Source organism: Streptosporangium sp. NPDC020145, assembly GCF_040631275.1.
In the GTDB taxonomy this organism is placed as follows: Bacteria; Actinomycetota; Actinomycetes; order Streptosporangiales; family Streptosporangiaceae; genus Streptosporangium.
In genome coordinates this window covers 212,167-233,836 of the sequence record NZ_JBEXZT010000008.1, presented here as the reverse complement: position 1 = coordinate 233,836, position 21,670 = coordinate 212,167, and the positions used below count along the sequence as shown (strand labels likewise).

Genomic DNA, 21,670 nt, shown 5'->3' with positions numbered 1-21,670 from the left:
GCGGCTCTTCGCGCGCACTCCCGAAGCATCAGGCAGACCGTCCCGCGTCAGGCGGACAGCAGGCAGATAGGAGGAGGGGCCTTCCACGCCCATGGCCACGCCAGGGGCTCGCGCCCCAGATTCTCGATGACCGAACGCACCAAGGTCACCGTCCGGGTCCCGGCGACATCGGCCAACCTCGGGCCCGGGTTCGACACCCTGGGACTCGCCCTCGGCCTCTACGACGAGGTCGAGGCGAGCCTGTTCACCCCGGACGGTTCCCATACCGGGACGGTGGAGATCGCCGTCTCGGGAGAGGGCGCCGGCGAGCTGGACCAGGGTGAGGGGCACCTCATCGTCAGGACGATGCGCACGACCTTCGAGCGGATGGGCCTGCCGCAGCCACACGGCATCCGGCTGAACTGTCTCAACCGCATTCCGCACGCCCGGGGCCTGGGCTCCTCCTCCGCGGCGATCTGCGCGGGCGTCCTGGCCGCCAGGGCGCTCGCGGGCACGTCCTCGCTCGGCGACGACGACGTCTTCGCCCTGGCCACCGAGATCGAGGGACACCCCGACAACGTGGCCCCCTGCCTGGCGGGCGGCCTGACCGTCGCCTGGACGGACCGGTCGAACACGCCGCATATGCTGAAACTGGTTCCGCACGCCGACATCCGGCCCGTGGCCATCGTTCCCCGACAACGCCTCTCGACGGAGGTCGCGCGGGGACTCCTCCCTGAGAGCGTGCCGCACGCGGACGCGTCCGCGAACGCGGGGCGGGCCGCGCTTCTCGTGGCGGCGCTGACCGTCAGGCCCGAGCGGGAGCTGCTGCTCGCCGCGACCGAGGACCGGCTGCACCAGGACTACCGCGCGCCTGCGATGCCGCGTACGGCGGATCTGGTACAACGTCTGCGCGGCATCGGGGTCCCCGCCGTGGTCTCGGGAGCGGGTCCCACAATTCTTGCGTTTTCCACAGTGGATACGCAGGATTTGATCGCACCGGAAGTGGGTACGGATTGGCTCATCCAGCCACTGGATGTCGAAACCCGCGGTGCCCGTGTTGTCTCTCCCGAGACACGCTGATACCTCTTCGACCTTCAGGGAATAGCTGTGTGCGCTGGTGATGTTAGGCTGGTAGCCGCACCAGGTGCCCCCTTGTTGGGTGCGTGCTTGTCAGCCACACATCGCTGTCTCATTTCCCACACCGTGGGGCATGAGGGCCGCAGTGGCCTCCCCGAATCCGTCGCCTCCGAATGCTCCACATTCGGTTGGGGCAACGAGAGGCGGCGTTTGAGGGGACATGCGCGTTCGAACTACCTCGACATCTGGTTGCCGGTAGCAATCCGGGGGGTGTCCTCCAAGCCCCACCGTCGGCGAATCTCGATGGTGACGGCATGGATGTGCCCTTCCCCGACAGTGGCGGCGGTCCCCAAGGGCCGTCGAGGATCGCGACGTGCAACCCGACCCGGTCTGTCCCACCGGGTCGATCGCACCACCGGGACGATTGGCTGATCATGGCCACGCCCGACCCCTGGGAAGGACCCATTAGTGAGCGACACCACCGAACTCCTCTCCGACGCCGCCGGCGCATCGCCGACGGCCGGCGACACCCCCACCCGCGCCGCGGCCAAGCCGCGCCGTCGCTCCGGCACCGGCCTGTCCGCCATGGTGCTGCCTGAGCTGCAGGCCATCGCGTCCGGCCTCGGCATCAGCGGGACCGGGCGGATGCGCAAGAGCCAACTCATCGCGGCGATCCAGGAGAAGCAGGGCGTAGCCACAGAGAGCGCCCCGGCTCCCGTCGCGGCCAAGGAGGCCTCTGCGGCTCCCGCTCCCGCCGCCGCTGCGGCCCCCGTGGCCGAGCCGGTCGCCGAGCGTCCGGCCCGCAGCCGGAGGGAACGTTCCCGCGCCGCCGCCCCGGTGGCCGCGGAGCCGGTCGCCGAGCAGGCGCAGCCCGCTCCCGTCGTCCAGCAGGCCCCCGCTCCCGTCGCCGCCGAGCCCGTCGCGGCTCCCGTCGTTGAGCAGCAGGCCGAGCCGGTTCAGGCGGAGACGCGTCCCGAGCGCGGCGAGAGCCGCCGTGAGCGCGGCGACCGCCGCCGCAACGGCGACCGCGGTGAGCGCGGCGAGCGCGGCAACGACAGGCGTGAGCGCGGCGAGGGCCGTCCCGACCAGCGCGCCGCCGACGCGGGCCAGAGCCGCGGGGAGCGGTCGAACGACCGCAACGACCGCGGTAACGACCGGGGCGAGCGGTCGAACGACCGCGGTGACCGCAACGACAGGAACCAGCAGAACCGCGGCCCGCAGGACCGCAACGACCAGCACGGTGTGGGCGACGACGACGACCGTCGCGGGCGTCGCGGCCGGTTCAGGGAGCGCAACCGCCGTGGGCGCGACCGCTTCGACGGCAACGAGCCCGTGGTCGGTGACGACGACGTCCTGATCCCGATCGCCGGCATCCTGGACATCCTCGACAACTACGCCTTCGTGCGGACCAGCGGCTACCTGCCGGGCGCCAACGACGTCTACGTCTCACTCGCCCAGATCCGCCGCAACGGCCTGCGCAAGGGTGACGTCATCACCGGCGCGGTGCGTCAGCCCCGCGACGGCGAGCGCCGCGAGAAGTTCAACGCCCTCGTCCGCCTCGACACCGTCAACGGCATGGACCCGGAGCAGGCGCGGCAGCGGCCCGACTTCAACAAGCTCATCCCGCTCTACCCGCAGGAGCGGCTGCGCCTGGAGACCGAGCCGAACATCCTGACCACCAGGATCATCGACTTGGTCGCCCCGATCGGCAAGGGCCAGCGCGGTCTCATCGTCTCCCCGCCCAAGGCGGGCAAGACCATGGTCCTGCAGGCCATCGCCAACGCGATCACCAGGAACAACCCCGAGTGCCACCTGATGGTCGTCCTGGTCGACGAGCGTCCCGAAGAGGTCACCGACATGCAGCGGTCGGTGAAGGGCGAGGTCATCCACTCGACCTTCGACCGTCCCGCTGAGGACCACACCACGGTCGCCGAACTCGCCATCGAGCGGGCCAAGCGCCTGGTCGAGCTGGGTCACGACGTCGTCGTGCTCCTCGACTCCATCACCCGCCTCGGCCGCGCCTACAACCTGGCGGCCCCGGCTTCGGGACGCATCCTGTCCGGTGGTGTCGACTCGACCGCGCTCTACCCGCCGAAGCGCTTCTTCGGTGCCGCCCGCAACATCGAGAACGGCGGCTCGCTGACGATCCTCGCCACGGCGCTGGTCGAGACCGGCTCCAAGATGGACGAGGTCATCTTCGAGGAGTTCAAGGGCACAGGAAACCTGGAGCTCAAGCTCAACCGTCAGCTCGCGGACAAGCGCATCTTCCCCGCGGTTGACGTCGACGCGTCCGGCACCCGCAAGGAGGAGATCCTCCTGGGCAAGGACGAGCTCCAGATCATCTGGAAGCTGCGGCGTGTGCTGCACGCGCTGGACATGCAGCAGGCTCTGGAGCTTCTCCTGGAGAAGATGAAGGAGACCAAGTCCAACGCGGAGTTCCTCCTCCAGGTCAGGACGACGACCGTCAGCTCCGATCGCGACTGACCCACCCGTCCCGTACGGCGAACGCCCCGGCCCTCACGGCCGGGGCGTTCGCCGTTGTCCGGCCCTTGTGAGATCCGCCTCCCCGGGATATCCATACCTCGGGAAGACCCGTCGAGGGCACTTACAGGGCACAGCGGACAGGGCGTGGGGAGGCGCGCATGACGGCCGGGACGGCGCCCGTGGCGCGGACACCGCTGAGACTGCGCGTCCCGCTGGGTCCCAACGGTCCACTGGGCATGTTCGTCGACCCGATGACCTGGCGGGCGTTGCCGTACCTCCTGGGGAGCGTGTTCCACGGCCTGGTCTGTTTCGCCGTGCTGGTCTCGGTGATCCCGTTCTCGCTGACCCTGGCGGTCGCCTGGGTGGGGGCGCCGCTGCTCGCGCTGACCATGGTGGCCTGGCGTGGCGCGGCGATGCTCGAACGCCGTCTCGTCGGGCTGGCCTTCGGCGTCAGGATCCCCGACCCCTACCGGCCGGGTAGGGGCGGCAACCCGCTGCTGCGCTGCGGAGGGGCGCTCGCCGACCCCGCGACCTGGAAGGACCTGCTGTACCTGCTGCTGTTACCGCTGGTCGGCCTGGTGGAGTTCGTCGTCTCGGCCGCCCTGTGGGCCGTCGCGCTCGCCCTGCTCGTCACGCCGCCGCTGGTGCTGTCCGGGGTGACGGAGGTGCGGATCGTCGGCGAGCTGACGGTCGACGGCCCGGCCGGGGCGCTGGCGTGTGTCCCGGCGGGGCTCGGGGTGCTCGTCGCGGCGCTGTACGCGACGCGGGGGATGGCGCGGCTGCACGGGCAGCTGGCCATGGCGCTGCTCGGCCCGGGGGAGAGGATCGCCGGATCGGCCCGGCTGCGCGCCAGCAGGGCGCGCGGGGCGGACGCGGCCGAGGCCGAACGGCGCAGGATCGAGCGTGACCTGCACGACGGCGCCCAGCAGCGGCTGCTGTCGGTGGCCATGGATCTGGGGCGCGCCCAGGTCAAACTGGACAGCGACCCGGAGACCGCCAGGCGGCTGCTCGCCCAGGCCCACGAGGGGGCCAAGGCCGCAATCGCCGAACTGCGCGATCTGGCGCGGGGCATCCACCCGGCGATCCTCACCGACCGGGGCCTCGACGCCGCCCTGTCCGCGCTGGCGGCCAGGGCACCCGTGCGGGTCGCCGTTTCGGTGGAGCTGGCCGAACGGCCTCCGGCGGCCGTGGAGAGCGTCGCCTACTTCGTGGTGGCCGAGGCGCTGACCAACATGGCCAAGCATTCGGGGGCGACCGAGGCCTCGGTCCGGGTCGGCCTGCGCGACCGGCGGGTGTCCGTCGAGGTCCGCGACAACGGTTCCGGCGGCGCGCTCGCCCGTCCGGGAGGAGGGCTGGCGGGCCTGGCGGACCGGGCGGCGACCGTTGACGGCGTCCTCGGGGTGGACAGCCCACCGGGCGGCCCGACCGTGATCCGCGCCGAACTCCCCTGTGACTGGTGAACACTTGGACCATGCGCGTGGTGATCGCCGAGGACTCCGTGTTGCTCCGGGAGGGCCTGGCCAGGCTCCTCGATGACGGCGGGATCGAGACCGTCGCGGCGGTCGGCGACGGCCCGTCGCTGGTGGCCGCGGTCGCCGAGCACGATCCCGACCTGGCGATCGTGGACGTGCGGATGCCGCCGACCCATCGGGACGAGGGACTGCGTGCGGCCCTCCAAGCCCGTGCGCTGAAGCCGGCCCTGCCGGTCCTGGTGCTGTCGCAGTACGTCGAGGAGCGTTACGCGGCCGAACTGGCCGGTGGGGGAGCCGCACCGTTCGGCTACCTGCTCAAGGAGCGGGTAGCGGATGTGACCGACTTCCTCGACGCCGTGCGCCGGGTCGCGGCAGGAGGGACGGTCCTCGACCCCGAGGTGATCGACCGGCTCCTCGACCGCCACCACACGGGCGGTCCGCTGGGCTCCCTGAGCGGGCGGGAGCGCGAGGTGCTGGCCCTGATGGCGCAGGGCCGCTCGAACTCGGCGATAGCCGTCCGGCTGGCGGTCACGGCGGGGGCCGTCGAGAAGCACGTCTCCGGCATCTTCACCAAGCTCGGCCTCGATCCCGCCCCCGGCGACCACCGCAGGGTGCTGGCCGTACTGGCGTATCTGGGGTTGTGAGGTGTTCCCGGCCGGGAACGGCGAAGCGCCCGGCGGTCCGTGCCGCCGGGCGCTCCCGGTCCTCGTCGGCCGGTCAGTCCTCTGTACGGCTTGCGCCCGGGGTTGGGGACGCGAGCGGTACAGGTGACGTGGGGCTCGTGGTCAGCGGACGTCCACGAACTCGTAACCGGAGGTCGACCCGGAGGTGGTGCTGTTGCCGGTGACCACGGCGCGCCAGTAGGCGTCGGCCTTGGGCTTGACGACCTTGCTGTACTTACCGCTGCGGTTGGCCTTGGCGATGGCGAAGAACACCCACTTGGTGGAGCCCTTCTTGCGGTAGTAGAGCTCGACGCCCTTGCCGGAGTAGGCCGAGCTGCCCCGGTAGGCGGCGCCGTAGAAGCGGACCGTCTTGCCCTTGCGGACCTTGTTCGCGTTGACGTCGAAGGAGACCTTGGTCTTGGCCTTCTTCTTCTTGGCCTTCTTGAGCTGGACGGTGAAGACGTCGGCCCGCTCGTACTTGATGCTCTCGTTGCCGCGCGTGACGGTCACGTCGAGGGTCCAGGAGCCGGTGTTGAAGTCGCTGTCGAACCAGGTGTCCTGGTACCACGAGTTGGCGGAGTTGCCCTTGTCGAGGTTGAGGTCGACGGAGTCGTTGCCGTCGTTGCTGTAGAGGTGGGCCGAGACCGAGGTGGCGCCGCCGAGGACGGTGGCCTTGACGGCGACCTTGGTGTCGTCGTTCGTGGTGACGACGACCGGGTCGGTCACCGAGGCACCCGCGAGCTTGAGCTGCGGGCCGACCGCGATCTCCTCGACACACGGCTGCGCGCTACCGCGGACGGGGTTGAGCTTGAGCAGCCACTTGCCGTCCTTGTCGTCCTTGGTGACGGTGAACTTACCGGTCACCTTGGCCTCGCCGAGGGTGGCCGACTGCTCGTTGTCCGCGGTGATGGTGGGAGTGGCGGGAAGGTCGAGCTCAACCTTCGCGCCGGTGGTCGCCCCGGCCTTGACGATCTCCCCGCCGAGGGCGGTGATGTCCCGTACAGCCTTGTTGTCCTGGTCCTTCGCCCACTTCCCGTCGGCGCCCTTCTTGAAGGGGTTCTTGAGGGTGGCCGTGACGGTGACGTCGTTGTTGTCCTTGAGGGGGACGAACGCCTCGGTCCACTCCACCTTGGAGAACTCGGCGGAGCCGGAGCAGCGGGTGTCCGCGCGGGCGCTGGACTGGGCGGACTGGGAGGCGAGGGCTGTGACCGTACCGTTGGCGAAGACGGCTGCCCCCGTCGCGGTGGCCAGAAGCAACCGCATTCCGTTCCTCATCTTTGGGCCCCCAACTTGGGTGAAGATAGTGATAAAAGTTACGGTTTGGGCACCGGAGCCTAGTGGTACGAATGGGACCCGTCCATACGAACCCGATCATGGTCTCCGGGAATGTCCCGTGGCCTGGGATGGTTGGAGCATCTGGCACACTGGTAGCCGAACCGCAGCGGTTCCGGTTCCCGCCCGCGCGCACCTCGGTGTGCTACAGCGCGTAAGCCTCGAACAGGCGAAAGACAGTGGCGACCCGGCGACCGCGCATTGGAGAGGAACCGAAGGACATGAAGCCCGACATTCACCCGGAGTACGTCACCACCGAGGTGACCTGCACCTGTGGTAACACCTTCACCACCCGCAGCACCGCGAAGTCCGGCGTGATCCACGCCGACGTGTGCTCCGCCTGCCACCCGTTCTACACGGGCAAGCAGAAGATCCTGGACACCGGCGGCCGGGTGGCGCGCTTCGAGAAGCGCTTCGGCAAGAAGACCACGGGCCAGTAGCTCTCATCCCGACGCCGGCCCGGAACGCTCCTCGCCCGCGAGGAGTACCCCGGGTCGGCGTTCGTGGTGATGAGGCAGGTTTCGTCAGGACTTCGAGGAGGACGCACGGTGAATCTCGACGAGCTGCTCAGTGAGTACGCCGAGCTGGAACTCAAGCTCGCCGATCCCACCGTGCACGCCAACCCCACGCAGGCGCGTACGTTCGGCAGGCGCTACGCCGAGCTGACTCCCATCATCAACACCTACCGTGAGCTCCAGGGGGTCCACAACGACCTGGAGACGGCCAGGGAGCTGGCCTCGGAGGACGAGGCGTTCGCCGAGGAGGCCAAGGAGCTCGAGGCCCGTGTCCCCGAGCTTGAGGAGAAGCTCAGGCACCTGCTGATCCCGCGTGATCCCAACGATGACAAGGACATCATCATGGAGATCAAGGCGGGCGAGGGCGGTGAGGAGTCGGCGCTGTTCGCCGGAGACCTCCTGCGGATGTACCTCAGGTACGCGGAGCGGGTCGGCTGGAAGACCGAGCTGATCGACGCCACCCATTCCGACCTGGGCGGATACAAGGACGTCACCGTGGCGGTCAAGGCCAGGGGCGACGACGGCGTGTGGTCGAAGCTGAAGTTCGAGGGCGGTGTGCACCGGGTCCAGCGGGTGCCGGTGACCGAGTCGCAGGGGCGCATCCACACCAGCGCCGCGGGCGTCCTCGTCTACCCGGAGGCCGAGGAGGTCGACGTGCAGGTCGACCCGAACGACCTCAGGATCGACGTCTACCGTTCCAGTGGTCCCGGCGGCCAGAGCGTCAACACCACCGACTCCGCCGTACGGATCACGCACATCCCGACCGGTGTGGTTGCCTCCTGCCAGAACGAGAAGAGCCAGCTGCAGAACAAGGAGTCGGCCATGCGCATCCTGCGTGCCCGTCTCCAGGCCATCGCGGAGGAGGAGGCCAACGCCGCCGCCATGGCCGAGCGCAAGTCCCAGATCCGCACCGTCGACCGCTCCGAGCGCATCCGCACCTACAACTTCCCCGAGAACCGCATCTCCGATCACCGCGTCGGTTTCAAGGCTTACAACCTCGACCAGGTGTTGGACGGCGACCTCACGGCTGTGATTCAGTCCCTGCTCGACGCCGAGATGGCGGAGAAGCTCGCAGACCACTCATAGAACGCGCCCATGACCTTTCTGCTGGACGAGATCGCCCTCGCCACCGCCCGGCTCGCCGAGGCAGGTGTGCCGTCGCCGCGCACGGACGCCGAGGAGATCGCCGCCTTTGTCCACGGAGTACGGCGCAGCGAGCTGCACAACGTGACCGACGCGGATTTCGACGCGCTGTTCTGGGAGGGCATCGCCCGGCGTGAGGCCCGCGAGCCACTCCAGCACATCACCGGCCGCGCCTACTTCCGCTACCTGTCCCTTGAAGTGGGGCCCGGGGTGTTCGTCCCGCGTCCGGAGACCGAGGTGGTCGCGGGATGGGCGATCGAGCGGCTGCGGGAGATGGACGTCGCCTCGCCGGTGGTCGTCGACCTCGGCACGGGCTCCGGCGCCATCGCGCTGTCCATCGCGCAGGAGATCGCGCTGGCCATCGTGCACGCCGTCGAGGTCGATCCCGACGCCTACCGCTGGGCCAAGCGCAACATCCTCGAACACGGCCAGGGCCGGGTCCACCTGCACCCCGAAGACCTGGCCGACGCGCTGCCCGAACTCAACGGTCAGGTCGACCTGGTCATCTCCAACCCGCCGTACATTCCGCCGGGTGCGATCCCCAGGGATCCCGAGGTGCGTGACTACGACCCGCGCCGCGCGCTGTACGGCTCGGGCAGCGACGGCCTCGACGAGGTCAGGGCCGTCGAGCGGACCGCGAGGCGGCTGCTGCGTCCCGGCGGGTTCGTCGCCGTCGAGCACGCCGACGAGCAGGGAACCGCGGTATATCTGCTCTTCCCCGAGGACAACGGCTGGCGTGATGTGCGTAGCCGCCAAGACCTGACCCGCAGGGACCGCTTCGTTACCGCCCGTTTCGGCCAAGAATAGGCAAGAATAGGATGGTTTGCCGTGAGTCGACGTTATGACTGCTCAGACCCTGATCAGCGGGCTATGGGGCTGGCCGACGCGGTAATAGCCATCCCGAAGTACGAGCTCATAGTCTTCCCGACCGACACCGTCTACGGGGTCGGGGTTGACGCCTTCATCCCGCCGGCCGTCACGAAGCTGCTGGAGGCGAAGGGGCGCGGGCGCGACATGCCCCCGCCGGTGCTGGTCGGAACCGTGCGCGCGGCCACGGCCCTGGTGGACAGCCTCGGCCCGTACGGCCAGGACCTCATCGACGCCTTCTGGCCCGGCCCGCTCACGCTGATCTGCCGCGCCAACCGGTCCCTTTCCTGGGACCTGGGCGACACCAAGGGCACCGTGGCCATCAGGATGCCGCAGCACCCCCTGGCCCTCGAACTCCTCAAGCAGACCGGTCCGCTCGCGGTCTCCAGCGCCAACCGCTCCGGAGCCCCCGCGGCGACCACGGCCGCCGAGGCCGAGGCGCAGCTGGGCGACTCCGTCGGGGTCTACCTCGACGGCGGCCCGACCGAGGACAACATCCCCTCCACGATCCTCGACCTGACCACGGCGGTGCCCAGGCTGCTGCGCAGGGGCGCCATCCCGGTGGGACGGCTGCGCGGCGTGGTCGGCTACGTGGCCACGGACGGGGACCCTGAGCCGGACTCCGAGCCGGACGCGGCACCGAAGCCGGAGGTCAAGCCAGACCCGGCGCCGGAGGCGAAGCCCGAAGCCGGGGCCGAGGCGAAGCCGGAGGCCGGTGGGAAGCCGGATTCCCGCGACTGAACGGTGGATCCGCGCTCCATATCGTGATCCATACAGTCTGATTATGATCGTGACGCCGGGCTGCCCCGCCGGTACCTTGAGGTGGCCGACACTTCCGGGAGACGTCCATGGGCAAGTTAGACGGAATGGACCCCAAGCTGGTCCGTGATCTGCTGTCCGAGGTCCGACAGGCGGCGGAGCGCATGCGGACGACGGAGGGCCGGGTCGCTCGCATGATGAGCGCCGCGGGGCTGTCCGCGCAGTCCACGCACCGTCCCGTCCAGGTCGCGGAGTCATGCGACATCATGGTCCGCGACGTCTCCTCCCGGGTCGAACTCCTGGAGAAGAGGGTCAAGCAGGAGGGCGGCTCCCCGGCGGGACAACCGGTGTCGAGCGGCGAGAAGGCCGAAGACCACAAGGAGAAGACGTCCGGGGTCGCGGACGCCAGGGGTGAGGCCTCCAAGGAGACGGACGCCAAGGGCGCCGACGCGAAGGATCACGCGAAGCCGGCCGCCCCCAAGGCGGAGGATCTCAAGCCCGCCGTACGGCCGGACGACGACCAGAAGCACAAGCCGGACGCGGGACCGAAGGACGGACACTCGGGTTCCGACACCAAACCCGACCCCAAGCCCGACGCGGGCTCCAAGGGCGACGAACGTTCCCCCAGAGAGGGGCATTCGTCCTCTTCCGGTGGTCGTACGGACTCCGACGCCAAGCCCGACGCGGGTTCCAAGGGTGATGAGCGGTCTCCGAGGGACGGGCATCCGGGTCCCGACACCAAGCCCGACACCAAGCCCGAGGCCAAACCTGACGCGAAACCGGATGCCAAGCACGACACGGGTTCCAAGGGTGACGAGCGGTCTCCGAGGGACGGGCATCCGGGTCCCGACACCAAGCACGACGCGGGTTCCAAGGGGGACGAGCGTTCCGACACGAAGCCGGACAACGCCTCCAAGGATGACGAGCGTTCGCCGAGAGGCGGCCATTCGGGTCCCGACGCCAAGCCCGATGCCGGTTCCAAGGGTGACGAGCGGTCTCCGAGGGACGGGGATTCCCCCTACGGGTCCTACGAGGACGCTGGCTCGAAGGGTGACGAGCGGCCTTCCGGAGAGGAGGACTCTTTCTACGGGTCCTCTGAGGGTGATTCCTCGTCGGACGCCAAGCCCGACGCCGGTTCGAAGGGTGACGAGCGGTCTCCCAGGGGCGGGGACTCTCCCTACGGGTCCTACGAGGACGCCGGTTCGGAGAGCGACGAGCGGTCTTCGGGAGAGAGTGGCTCTTCCTATGACTCCTCGTCGGACGCCAAGCCCGACGCCGGTTCCAAGGGCGACGAGCGGTCTCCCAGGGACGGAGATTCCCCGTACGGGTCCTACGAGGACGCCGGGGACGACTCCTCCTCGGACGCCAAGCCCGACGCCGGTTCCAAGGGGGACGAGCGTTCGCCCAGAAGCGACGGGAAGGTCGACATCCTCGACACCCCGCAGAAGGACCATCCCGACGACGTCGACCAGGTCGGTGGAAGCAAGGCGAAGGTCGTGGAGGTGGACGGGGCGAAGGTGCTGCAGATCCCCCTCGACTCGCCCACCGCGGAGCAGGTCAACACGCTGCTCGACCACATAGAGGACGTCCCGCTTCTCGACGCGGCGGACGGCGACCCGGACCCGGGCGGTACGGCCCCGCAGGCCTCCGGCCTCCAGACAGGAGACACGGGCTCCCTTCCGCAGGGAGACGACGGCAACCCCGGTCTGCACAGCGGCCCCAGCGGTGCCGACTCCCACCAGGCGGGCAAGGCGGATCCGTATGAAGCGTTGCCGTCGGCCAAACCGGCCCTGCCCATCCCCGACACCGTCGAGCAGGCCCTCGACCCCGCCCCCCAGAACACGGGCACCCAGGCCGTCGGCGCCTTCTACGACGGCGGTACGACGGAGCAGGCAGGCACCCACACGACCACCGCGAACACCCACGCGGCCGGAAGCCATGGGACGAGCACCCATGCCACGGGCACGTACGCGGTGAACACCCACGCGGCGGGTACCCATCCGGCCTCCGACGGCGCTCACAAGACGATCATCAACACCGGGTCCGTTCACCCGGTGGCCCACTCCGCGGACCCGAAGGACGGGGTGCTCGCACAGTGGGCCAAGGAAGCCGATGAGGTCGGAGGCAAGGGAGGGGCCGACGGGTTCTACGGCGACGACTGGGAGGAGGAAGGGACGTGGAAGTCCACGAGCGACGGACAGGGTGACTCGCGGGGGGCCGTCCTGCGGGAGGACCCGTCACGGCCGTCCACGCCGTCCGGTCCCGGTGCGGTGAAGTGAACGTGAGGAGTCTGTGATGTTCGTCGATCCGCCCGCTCCACAGCCGTTGCAGCCGGGGGAGACCCCGCCCGTCTCCGGGAGCCCGGGACTGCCCACACCGGACATGGCCGTCTCCTGGGAGTTCAATCCCGACTACCAGCGGCTGGTCATGATGTGGCGGCAGGTGCTGCCAGAGCTTGACGCGCTGACCTCAAGCCTGGACAAGGCTTATCAGATGGCCAGGAGCAAGGACGTCTGGGACGCCCCTGTCTCCGGGCGCTACGTGGAGGAGATGGCCGAGTGGCGCACCCGGCTCGGCCTCTACCGGCAGGCGATCCTGACCTCCATCAGTGATCAGGCGGCCGACACGCCCAGGTGGATACCCGTCAACGCGGGGGCACCGCACGCCTTCTCGTGAGGCGCCCACGGGCCTGCGCCCACGGGGAAACGCTCCCCTGGCGTGGGGCGTAGACGGCGGACAGGCATACAGTGGGGTGAGTCGTCATCCCCGGGATGTGAACCATGGGTGCTGAGCCGTACTACGGGCCCGACTTCGGCCTCCTGCAGAGACAAGATCCCGAGATAGCGCAGGTCCTCGTCGACGAGCTCGAACGGGTCCGGGACGGTGTGCAGCTCATCGCCAGCGAGAACTTCGCCTCGCCCGCCGTGCTCGCCGCGCTCGGGTCGACGCTGACCAACAAGTACGCCGAGGGCTATCCCGGCAGGCGTTACTACGCGGGGTGCGAGGTCGTCGACCGCGCCGAGCGCCTCGCGGTCGAGCGGGCCAGACGCCTGTTCGGCGCGGACCACGTCAACGTGCAACCCCACTCCGGCACCTCTGCCAACCTGGCGGCCTACGCGGCGCTGCTCCAGCCGGGCGACACCGTGCTGGCCATGGCGCTGCCGCACGGCGGCCACCTCACCCACGGCTCCCGGGTCAACTTCTCCGGCCGCTGGTTCGGTGTCGTGGCGTACGGCGTGCGCAGGGACACCGAGCTGATCGACTACGACGAGGTCAGGGAACTGGCGCTGCGGCACCAGCCCAAGATGATCATCTGTGGTGCCACGGCCTATCCGCGGCGGATCGACTTCGCGGCCTTCAGGGGCATCGCGGACGAGGTCGGGGCCTGGCTGCTCGCCGACATCGCGCACACCGTGGGGCTGATGGCCGGAGGGGCCATGCCGTCCGCCGTGCCGTACGCGGACGTGGTGACCTTCACCACGCACAAGGCGCTGCGCGGGCCGAGGGGCGGCGGGATCATGTGCACCGAGGAACTGGCGGGCAGGATCGACCGTGCGGTCTTCCCGTTCACCCAGGGTGGCCCGCTCATGCACGCGATCGCGGCCAAGGCCGTCGCCTTCGGGGAGGCGCTCAGTCCCGAGTTCGCCGAGTACGCCCGTCAGGTGGTCGCCAACGCCCAGACGTTGGCCGACGGACTGGCCGCCGAGGGCATGCGGCCCGTTTCCGGGGGCACCGACAGCCATCTCGCCCTGGTCGACCTGCGGGACACAGGGATCTCCGGAGCCCTCGCCGAACAGCGGTGCGCCTCCGCGGGCATCACGCTCAACCGCAACGCGATCCCCTACGATCCGGAACCACCCACGGTGACCTCGGGAATCCGGGTCGGCACCCCCTGCGTCACCACCCAGGGGATGGGAGCCGAGGAGATGAAGGAGATCGCCTCGATGGTGGCGCGGGTCGTCAAGGACCCGGCCGCCGTGGCGGAGACCAGAGAGCGGGCGAGGGAGCTGGCACACACCCACCAGACATATGCCAGGGAACTATGAGGCGTTCTGTCACGGTTTTCGGTCACAGATGGCCCGACTATCAGAGAAACTAGGTCCGTGCGCGAATACCTACTCATGGCACTGGTCGCGGCGGCGGCCACGTACCTGCTGGTCCCACTGGTCCGCGTGTTCGCCATCCGCATCGGCGCGATGCCGGAGGTCCGTGACCGTGACGTGCACACCGTCCCGACCCCCAGACTCGGCGGCCTGGCCATGTACGGCGGACTCGTCGCCGGCCTGCTGATCGCGAGCAGCCTGCCGTACGCGGGAGGCAAGCTGGGGGAGGAGACCTTCGCCGGCGGCAACACCGCGATCGCGCTGATCGCGGCGGGCGGCCTGATCACGCTCACCGGCTTCCTCGACGACTGGTGGGGGATGAGCGCGCTGGTCAAGCTGGCCGGGCAGATCGGCGCCGCGGGCGTCCTGGTGGCCTTCGACGTCACCCTGCCGTGGCTTCCGCTGCCCAACGCCATGGGCGGGCCGTTCGGTCTCGATTCGACGCTCCGCCCGTTGATCACCATCCTGGTCGTGGTCGTCGCGATCAACGCGGTGAACTTCGTCGACGGGCTCGACGGGCTCGCCGCCGGGATCGTCGGCATCGCCGCGATGGCCACCTGGGTCTACTCCGTCGTCCTGTCCAGTTACTACGGCAACACCAGCATCAACGTCACGGCGGTCATCGCCTCGGTGCTGATCGGTGTCTGCCTGGGCTTCCTGCCGCACAACTTCCATCCGGCGAAGATCTTCATGGGTGACACCGGGGCGATGCTGCTCGGGCTGGTCCTGTCCTCCACGATGATCACCATCACGCCGCTCGACTCGACCACCATCAACCGCTTCCCGGTCATCCTGCCGCTGCTCGTGCCCGTCGCCATCCTGGTGCTTCCGCTGCTCGACCTGATCATGGCGGTGATCCGGCGCACCTCGAACGGTCTGTCGCCTTTCGCGCCCGACCGGGGCCACCTGCACCACCGGCTGCTGGACATCGGCCACTCGCACCGGCGCACGGTGCTGATCATGTACGCCTGGACGATCCTGTTCGCCTTCACCGTCGTGGCGATGGCCGTTGAGGGCCTCCCGCTTGTGCTGTTCCTGCTGACCTTCCTGCTGGCGGTCGTGGTGCTGGTGGTGATGGCGCTGCCCAGCTGGCGCGCGCGCAGGAACGCGGGGAGCGGCCGCCACGTGCGTTCGGACGCGGAGCCGTCCTCCGTCCAGCCGGCACCGCCGTTCCCCGCTCAACCTCCGTATCCCCCCGGCCCTCCCGGCGCCCCCATGGCCGCTCTGGGAGCACCGGTGGCCTATCCGCCCGCCCCTCAGGTGCCCGGTGTGGGAGAGGACACGGCTGTGCTGTCGGCGCTCCCCGGACCCGGTTTCTCCAACCCGGAGACGCTGCCCTGAGGTCGTTCGGTGTGTGATCCGTCACTGTACGGCTGGGGCCGGTGTCTCCCCGTGCCCCTTCCCGGGCGTGTGATGCCCCTGTGAGGACGCCGGGCGTGGGCCTCGGCCGTCCCGGCGACGGGAACGGCGGTGACCTCCCGCACACGTCCGGTGGCGGGATATCGGACACGGATTCCCGGTAGGGGAAAAACAGAGCGAACCCCGAGAAGTGATCTCTTTCTTCATGAATGCCGGTCAGTTCATCGTGCTTCGGTGGGAGATCGCCCCGCAGGGTGATGCATGGGATTGTCGTCCTATGCGATGCGAAGTCTGAATTGTTGCTGGAGTGATCTCCGCGTGGGGTCGATGAGAGGTATGAAAGCCGCAATTCGGATGCGTTCTTCGGTGCCGTCGTCCGGTCCGGGCGGGACGGCCCCCTCCGGGAGCGTGAGTCGCTCCTCATGACGGGGGTGGGGGGCTCCGTGGAGAGATCGCTGATCAGAGGTGGGCGGTGCCGTACGTCGCGGGGGCGTTGAGGGGCCGCCGCCGACGTCCACGGTGAAATCCGGGGTAAGGTCATGACTCCGTATAACGAATCCCTGATTCGGGTGCCGCTTTACTCCGGGCTCGGAAGGCCGTGTTCGATCCCGGTCAGGCAGAGTTCGTATTCGTTTGATTTGGCGCATGAGAGGCATTGAGGGAAAACAGTTCTTTTTCCCTGGTGAATGGTGCGGCGAAATCGATTGCGAACCGCGGGAGCGGAAAAGGGTATGCTCGTTCGCCGGGGTCGGTGGCCTGTATCCACCGGTCCGCAGGGGTCGGGTGAGCCGTCAGGGGTGCCGGCGGCCCGGTGCGGCCGAATGCCGCTTTCCTGTGGAAGGCGCGCCGGTCGTTCCGGAGGGCGCCGGGTCGTGCCGGGTCCGGCCGCCGGACACTTCTTGATCGTTTACTTGAAACGGCAGGTAAAGGCGGCCTTCGAGAGCTTGTGATAGCTTTCACTAGCAGGCAGGCGTCATGAACGCATCCTGCGCCGTAGCAATTGCTCGCTTGATAACCGTACCTGGAGCACCGATGCAGGCCAACGATCTCCAAGTTCTCAAAGCCGCCGCGATCCCCACGGCGCTACTGGGGCTGGTCGCCGTTGTCGTCTCCGCGGTCCTCTCGGGCGGCAAGGGGGCACTGGGAGCGGGCATAGGCGTCCTCGTGGTCGGCGCCTTCTTCACGATCGGCCTGCTGGCCGTCGTCTACGCGGCCCGGATCTCGCCCACGATGATGATGGCCGCCGCGATGGGCGTCTTCTTCACCAAGATCCTCGCGCTGGTGGTGCTGCTGACCGCCTTCGAGGACACCACCGTGTGGAGCCCGATGGCCTTCGCCCTGACGGTCATCGCGTGCACGATCTGCTGGACGGCCGGTGAGGCACGCGGCTTCCTGAAACTCCGGATCCTCTACGTCGACCCCGACGCGACGGTGCCCGGCCAGTTCGGGAGCAAGCGATGACAAGTCGCGATCTTCACAGCCCGTCCCCTAAGCTCGTCATGGCAGACGAGGCGGGACCGGTCACGGTCGGCCCTCCCGGGAGAGAGAACCCTGGAGGCTGGCCCGGTATGACTAGTCAGAGCCCCGCCTGCTATTGTCGCGTGCGCGATAAACATCGCGATAGACGAAGGTAGAGGAACGTCCTTCGGAGCCATCGAGCCCTGGTCTCCTCACCATCTTCACCCTCCTCGTCCGGCCGGCCTGCATACGGCGCGGCAGCCGGATGACACCCTCTTGACCAATCATCACGACGAAGGGAACGCCGAGTGAGCGCCGCGCTGACGCCTCTCGCCTCCGAGGAGTTCCATGCTCCGGGGCTCGGCATATTCGACTGGCCGCCGCTCGTCGAAGGTCAGGCCTGGTTCAACAAGCCCGCTCTCCTCGCCTTCATCGGCGGATTGCTGGTCATAGCCTTCGCCTTCGCCGCCTTCTCCCGGCCCAAGCTGGTGCCCAGGGGCGTGCAGAACGTCGGCGAACTCGCCTACGAGTTCGTCCGCGAGCAGATCGCCAGGCCGAACCTCGGCAGGGACAGCGACCGGTGGATGCCGCTGCTGTTCACCATGTTCCTCTTCGTGTGGATCATGAACCTGTTCGGCTCCATCATCTTCATCCAGTTCCCGGTGATGTCACGCATCGGTTACCCCGCGGTCCTCGCGATCGGGGTGTGGGTGCTGGTGATGTACCTGGGCATCAAGAACCAGGGCCCCATCAAGTTCTTCACGAACGTGATGTTCCCTCCCGGCCTGCCGACCTGGATCTACTTCCTGGTCGCGCCGATCGAGCTCGTCTCCACGTTCTTCCTGCGCCACATCACGCACGCGATCCGGTTGTTCGCCACCATGATGGCCGGTCACCTGATCATCGGCCTGTTCTCCGAGGTCGGCTGGCACTTCCTGTTCGTCCAGCTGACCCCGCTTGGGGCTCCGGTCGGCGTGCTCGGCGTCGTCATGACGCTCCTGCTGACGGCCTTCGAGTTGTTCATCCAGGCGCTGCAGGCCTACGTGTTCGCGTTGCTGACCGCCATGTTCATCAACGACGCCCTGCACGCCGCGCACTAAGACTTTTCCCTCTCACCGCCAGAGAACCCCGGTGGACACTCCACTGGTCGATAGAAAAGGAAACCAACCAATGAGTGGTCTGCTCGCCGAAGTGACCGGCAACCTCGGTTCCATCGGCTACGGCCTCGCAGCGATCGGCCCCGGTGTCGGCATCGGCATCATCTTCGGTCAGGGTGTGCAGGCCATCGCCCGCCAGCCCGAGGCCTACGGCCTGATCCGCCAGAACATGATCCTGGGCTTCGTGTTCGCCGAGGCGCTCGCGCTGATCGGTATCGCGCTCGCGTTCGTCTTCCGGACCTGAGAAACACCACCCCGCTCTGACGGAAGGCAGCACCCATGTATCTCCTAGCGGCAGAGGAAGCAAGCAATCCGCTTGTGCCCAACGTGGCCGAGATGGTCGTCGGCGGGTTCGCGTTCCTGGTCGTCCTCTTCATCGTCGGGCGTCTCCTGGTTCCCCGTATCCAGAAGACCCTGGCCGAGCGCGTCGACGCGATCGAGGGCGGCCTGAAGCGAGCCGCTGACGCTCAGGAAGAGGCGCAGCGGGCCCTCAAGCAGTACCGCGACCAGCTGGCCGAGGCTCGTCACGAGGCGTCCCGCCTGCGTGAAGAGGCCCGGGAGCAGGGCGCGCAGATCAAGGCCGAGCTCCGCGAGGAGGCACAGGCCGAGGCCCGTCGTCTCATCGAGGCCGCGCACGCCCAGATCGAGGCCGACCGCCAGCAGGCGTTCGCCCAGCTTCGCACGGAGATCGGCCGCCTGTCGGTCGACCTCGCCGGTCGTATCGTCGGTGAGTCCCTCCAGGACGAGGCGCGCCAGCGCCGTACCGTCGACCGGTTCCTTGAGGAGCTTGAGGCCGGCAGCAGCGCGGCGGTTCGCTGATGCGAGGTCTGAGCAGGGCTTCGCTGGCCGAGGTCGAAGAGCGCTTCAACGCCGTCGCGGGAAGCGCCGACCTCGGCTCGCTGGCCGACGAGCTTTTCGCGGTCGCCGACCTGTTCGACCGTGAGCACGGGCTCCGGCGCTATATGTCCGACCCGGCCCGCCCGGCGTCCCAGAAGGCCCAGGCCGTACGGGTTCTGCTGGAGGGCAAGGTCAGCGGTGCCGCCCTGGAGACGGTCATCCAGGCCGTCTCCGTCAGGTGGTCCGGCTCCGGAGACCTGGCCGACGCCCTTGAGCGGCTCGGCGTCGTCGCCGCCTCGGCCGAGGCCGAGGCACAGAGCAAGCTCGACGACGTCGAGGACGAACTGTTCAGGTTCGGGCGCATCGTCGCCTCGAACCTGGACCTGCAGCGCGTCCTGGCCGACCCCGCCGTCACCGGACAGGCCAAGCAGGAGCTGCTCGGCTCCCTGCTCGACGGCAAGGTCGCCCCCACCACGCTCCGTCTGGTCACGCAGCTTGTGCTGCATCCGCGAGGACGTAGCCTGGACAGAGGGCTGGACGAGTTCGGCAGCCTGGTCGCCGCCCAGAGGCAGCGCCTCGTCGCGGTGGTGCGCAGCGCGGTCGAGCTTTCCGAGGAGCAGAAGCGGCGTCTCGCCACGTGGCTCCGCACCTCGTACGGCCGCGACGTTCACCTGAACGTCGAGGTGGACCCGCGAGTGCTCGGAGGGTTCTCGGTGCGGATCGGGGACGACCTCATCGACACCACGATCGCGGGACGAATCGAAGAAGTCCGCCGCCGGTTGGCCGGCTAGGCGAATAGGGAGACTGAAGAGAGATGGCGGAGCTTACGATCCGGCCGGACGAGATCCGGGACGCGCTTGAGCGCTTCGTCCAGGCGTACGAGCCGGAAGGCGCCGCGCGCGAGGAGATCGGGACCGTCGTCGACTGCGGCGACGGTATCGCCCATGTCTCCGGCCTTCCCTCGGCGATGGCGAACGAGCTGCTTGAGTTCGAGGACGGTACGCGCGGCCTGGCACTGAACCTGGACGTCCGGGAGATCGGTGTCGTTGTTCTGGGCGACTTCAGCAAGATCGAGGAGGGCCAGTCGGTCCGCAGGACGGGCGAGGTCCTGTCCGTGCCGGTCGGCGACTCCTTCCTCGGCCGAGTGGTCGACCCGCTGGGTGTTCCGCTGGACGGCAAGGGTGCCATCGAGTCCGAGGGCCTGCGCGCCCTTGAGCTCCAGGCCCCGTCGGTCGTTCAGCGCCAGCCGGTCAAGGAGCCGCTGCAGACCGGCCTCAAGGCGGTTGACGCCATGACGCCGATCGGCCGCGGCCAGCGTCAGCTGATCATCGGTGACCGTGGCACCGGCAAGACCGCCATCGCCGTGGACACCATCCTCAACCAGCGGGAGAACTGGCTCTCCGGCGACCCCGAGAAGCAGGTTCGCTGCGTCTACGTCGCCGTCGGTCAGAAGGGCTCCACGATCGCGCAGGTCAAGGGCCGCCTTGAGGAGGCGGGCGCGATGGAGTACACCACCATCGTCGCCGCCCCGGCCTCCGACCCCGCCGGTTACAAGTACCTCGCCCCCTACACCGGCTCGGCCATCGGCCAGCACTGGATGTACCAGGGCAAGCACGTCCTCATCGTCTTCGACGACCTGACCAAGCAGGCCGACGCCTACCGCGCCGTCTCCCTGCTGCTGCGCCGCCCGCCGGGCCGTGAGGCCTTCCCCGGCGACGTCTTCTACTTGCACTCCCGTCTGCTGGAGCGCTGCGCGAAGCTGTCGAAGGAGATGGGCGCGGGCTCGATGACCGGTCTGCCGATCATCGAGACCAAGGGCAACGACGTCTCGGCGTTCATCCCGACCAACGTCATCTCCATCACCGACGGTCAGTGCTTCCTTGAGACCGACCTGTTCAACTCGGGTGTGCGTCCGGCCATCAACGTCGGTGTCTCCGTCTCCCGAGTCGGTGGCTCCGCGCAGATCAAGGCGATGCGCAAGGTCGCGGGCACGCTGCGTCTTTCGCTGTCGCAGTTCCGTGACCTGGAGGCCTTCGCCTCCTTCGCCTCTGACCTGGACGCGGCCTCCCGCGCCCAGCTGGAGCGCGGCCAGCGCCTGGTCGAGCTGCTCAAGCAGCCGCAGTACGCCCCCTTCCCCATCGAGAAGCAGGTCGTCTCGGTCTGGGCCGGCACCACGGGCGAGCTGGACGACGTCCCCGTCGAGGACATCCGCCGCTTCGAGGCGGAGTTCCTGGACTACGTCGCCAGGGAGAAGAAGGGCGTCTTCGACAGCATCCGCGAGACGAAGGACCTCTCCGACGACACGGTGACCGCCCTCAAGGACGGCATCACCGAGTTCAAGAAGACCTTCGAGACCTCGTCGGGCGAGCTGCTGGTCAACGAGGAGCCGGTCGCCGCGCTGTCCGCGGACGAGGTCGGCCAGGAGAAGATCACCAAGCACGTCCGCTCTGCCGAGAAGAAGTAGCC

Annotated in this window: 19 protein-coding genes; 18 read left to right on the top strand and 1 reads right to left on the bottom strand. The window is 68.6% G+C overall.

The window, feature by feature from the left end; genetic code table 11:
• The first annotated feature begins 126 nt into the window (after positions 1-126).
• From thrB to ABZ463_RS17840, 4 genes are all read left to right on the top strand, one after another.
• On the top strand, positions 127-1,059 hold the full coding sequence (thrB, locus tag ABZ463_RS17855; protein WP_352009669.1) for a homoserine kinase: 933 nt from the start codon (positions 127-129) through the stop codon (positions 1,057-1,059).
• Positions 1,060-1,524: 465 nt separating this feature from the next.
• Positions 1,525-3,540 (top strand): transcription termination factor Rho, encoded by a 2,016-nt coding sequence (gene rho / locus ABZ463_RS17850; RefSeq protein WP_362777108.1) that lies wholly within the window; start codon positions 1,525-1,527, stop codon positions 3,538-3,540.
• A gap of 158 nt (positions 3,541-3,698) precedes the next feature.
• Positions 3,699-5,000: a sensor domain-containing protein gene (locus ABZ463_RS17845; protein WP_362777106.1), complete on the top strand. Its 1,302-nt coding sequence runs from the start codon at positions 3,699-3,701 to the stop codon at positions 4,998-5,000.
• An 11-nt stretch (positions 5,001-5,011) separates the two neighbouring features.
• The gene (locus tag ABZ463_RS17840) at positions 5,012-5,656 is read left to right on the top strand and encodes a response regulator transcription factor (protein ID WP_352010163.1); all 645 of its coding nucleotides are present in this window, start codon (positions 5,012-5,014) and stop codon (positions 5,654-5,656) included.
• Positions 5,657-5,797: 141 nt separating this feature from the next.
• On the opposite strand, the gene ABZ463_RS17835 is transcribed toward ABZ463_RS17840, so the two are convergent.
• Positions 5,798-6,937 carry a hypothetical protein gene (locus ABZ463_RS17835; protein ID WP_352009666.1) on the bottom strand — a complete coding sequence of 380 codons (1,140 nt, stop codon included), beginning with the start codon at positions 6,935-6,937 and terminating at the stop codon, positions 5,798-5,800.
• A 290-nt stretch (positions 6,938-7,227) separates the two neighbouring features.
• Between ABZ463_RS17835 and rpmE the strand changes: the two genes are divergently transcribed.
• From rpmE to atpA, 14 genes are all read left to right on the top strand, one after another.
• Positions 7,228-7,446, top strand: coding sequence for a 50S ribosomal protein L31 (rpmE, locus tag ABZ463_RS17830; RefSeq protein WP_352009665.1), 219 nt, complete (start codon positions 7,228-7,230; stop codon positions 7,444-7,446).
• Positions 7,447-7,554: 108 nt separating this feature from the next.
• Positions 7,555-8,607 (top strand): peptide chain release factor 1, encoded by a 1,053-nt coding sequence (gene prfA, locus ABZ463_RS17825; protein ID WP_352009664.1) that lies wholly within the window; start codon positions 7,555-7,557, stop codon positions 8,605-8,607.
• A gap of 9 nt (positions 8,608-8,616) precedes the next feature.
• Positions 8,617-9,471, top strand: coding sequence for a peptide chain release factor N(5)-glutamine methyltransferase (prmC, locus tag ABZ463_RS17820; protein WP_352009663.1), 855 nt, complete (start codon positions 8,617-8,619; stop codon positions 9,469-9,471).
• Positions 9,472-9,492: 21 nt separating this feature from the next.
• Complete coding sequence (locus ABZ463_RS17815; protein ID WP_352009662.1) at positions 9,493-10,272, top strand: L-threonylcarbamoyladenylate synthase; 780 nt, start codon at positions 9,493-9,495, stop codon at positions 10,270-10,272.
• Positions 10,273-10,379: 107 nt separating this feature from the next.
• A complete protein-coding gene (locus tag ABZ463_RS17810) occupies positions 10,380-12,569 on the top strand; it encodes a hypothetical protein (protein WP_362777101.1) in 2,190 nt (729 codons plus the stop codon).
• Between the two features lie 16 nt (positions 12,570-12,585).
• Entirely contained in the window at positions 12,586-12,966 is a 381-nt protein-coding gene (locus ABZ463_RS17805) for a hypothetical protein (RefSeq protein ID WP_352009660.1), read from the top strand.
• Positions 12,967-13,070: 104 nt separating this feature from the next.
• Entirely contained in the window at positions 13,071-14,336 is a 1,266-nt protein-coding gene (gene glyA / locus ABZ463_RS17800; protein WP_362777097.1) for a serine hydroxymethyltransferase, read from the top strand.
• Positions 14,337-14,393: 57 nt separating this feature from the next.
• The gene (locus ABZ463_RS17795; protein ID WP_362777095.1) at positions 14,394-15,734 is read left to right on the top strand and encodes an MraY family glycosyltransferase; all 1,341 of its coding nucleotides are present in this window, start codon (positions 14,394-14,396) and stop codon (positions 15,732-15,734) included.
• Positions 15,735-16,784: 1,050 nt separating this feature from the next.
• The gene (locus ABZ463_RS17790) at positions 16,785-17,213 is read left to right on the top strand and encodes a hypothetical protein (RefSeq protein WP_352009657.1); all 429 of its coding nucleotides are present in this window, start codon (positions 16,785-16,787) and stop codon (positions 17,211-17,213) included.
• Between the two features lie 305 nt (positions 17,214-17,518).
• Entirely contained in the window at positions 17,519-18,310 is a 792-nt protein-coding gene (gene atpB, locus ABZ463_RS17785; RefSeq protein WP_352009656.1) for a F0F1 ATP synthase subunit A, read from the top strand.
• 70 nt (positions 18,311-18,380) lie between these two features.
• Positions 18,381-18,611 carry an ATP synthase F0 subunit C gene (gene atpE / locus ABZ463_RS17780; RefSeq protein ID WP_352009655.1) on the top strand — a complete coding sequence of 77 codons (231 nt, stop codon included), beginning with the start codon at positions 18,381-18,383 and terminating at the stop codon, positions 18,609-18,611.
• A gap of 35 nt (positions 18,612-18,646) precedes the next feature.
• On the top strand, positions 18,647-19,186 hold the full coding sequence (locus tag ABZ463_RS17775) for a F0F1 ATP synthase subunit B (protein ID WP_352009654.1): 540 nt from the start codon (positions 18,647-18,649) through the stop codon (positions 19,184-19,186).
• A complete protein-coding gene (locus ABZ463_RS17770; protein WP_352009653.1) occupies positions 19,186-19,995 on the top strand; it encodes a F0F1 ATP synthase subunit delta in 810 nt (269 codons plus the stop codon). The genes ABZ463_RS17775 and ABZ463_RS17770 overlap by 1 nt, the downstream gene beginning before the upstream one ends.
• A gap of 23 nt (positions 19,996-20,018) precedes the next feature.
• The gene (gene atpA, locus ABZ463_RS17765) at positions 20,019-21,668 is read left to right on the top strand and encodes a F0F1 ATP synthase subunit alpha (RefSeq protein WP_352009652.1); all 1,650 of its coding nucleotides are present in this window, start codon (positions 20,019-20,021) and stop codon (positions 21,666-21,668) included.
• Positions 21,669-21,670 lie beyond the last annotated feature (2 nt).

Coding starts and splice junctions, on each gene's coding strand:
- ABZ463_RS17790 (WP_352009657.1), top strand. CDS start 16,785: ATGCAGGCCAACGATCTCCAAGTTCTCAAAGCCGCCGCGATCCCCACG.
- rpmE (WP_352009665.1), top strand. CDS start 7,228: ATGAAGCCCGACATTCACCCGGAGTACGTCACCACCGAGGTGACCTGC.
- ABZ463_RS17840 (WP_352010163.1), top strand. CDS start 5,012: ATGCGCGTGGTGATCGCCGAGGACTCCGTGTTGCTCCGGGAGGGCCTG.
- atpA (WP_352009652.1), top strand. CDS start 20,019: ATGGCGGAGCTTACGATCCGGCCGGACGAGATCCGGGACGCGCTTGAG.
- thrB (WP_352009669.1), top strand. CDS start 127: ATGACCGAACGCACCAAGGTCACCGTCCGGGTCCCGGCGACATCGGCC.
- ABZ463_RS17845 (WP_362777106.1), top strand. CDS start 3,699: ATGACGGCCGGGACGGCGCCCGTGGCGCGGACACCGCTGAGACTGCGC.
- ABZ463_RS17835 (WP_352009666.1), bottom strand. CDS start 6,937: ATGCGGTTGCTTCTGGCCACCGCGACGGGGGCAGCCGTCTTCGCCAAC.
- atpE (WP_352009655.1), top strand. CDS start 18,381: ATGAGTGGTCTGCTCGCCGAAGTGACCGGCAACCTCGGTTCCATCGGC.
- ABZ463_RS17770 (WP_352009653.1), top strand. CDS start 19,186: ATGCGAGGTCTGAGCAGGGCTTCGCTGGCCGAGGTCGAAGAGCGCTTC.
- glyA (WP_362777097.1), top strand. CDS start 13,071: ATGGGTGCTGAGCCGTACTACGGGCCCGACTTCGGCCTCCTGCAGAGA.
- ABZ463_RS17805 (WP_352009660.1), top strand. CDS start 12,586: ATGTTCGTCGATCCGCCCGCTCCACAGCCGTTGCAGCCGGGGGAGACC.
- ABZ463_RS17810 (WP_362777101.1), top strand. CDS start 10,380: ATGGGCAAGTTAGACGGAATGGACCCCAAGCTGGTCCGTGATCTGCTG.
- prmC (WP_352009663.1), top strand. CDS start 8,617: ATGACCTTTCTGCTGGACGAGATCGCCCTCGCCACCGCCCGGCTCGCC.
- ABZ463_RS17775 (WP_352009654.1), top strand. CDS start 18,647: ATGTATCTCCTAGCGGCAGAGGAAGCAAGCAATCCGCTTGTGCCCAAC.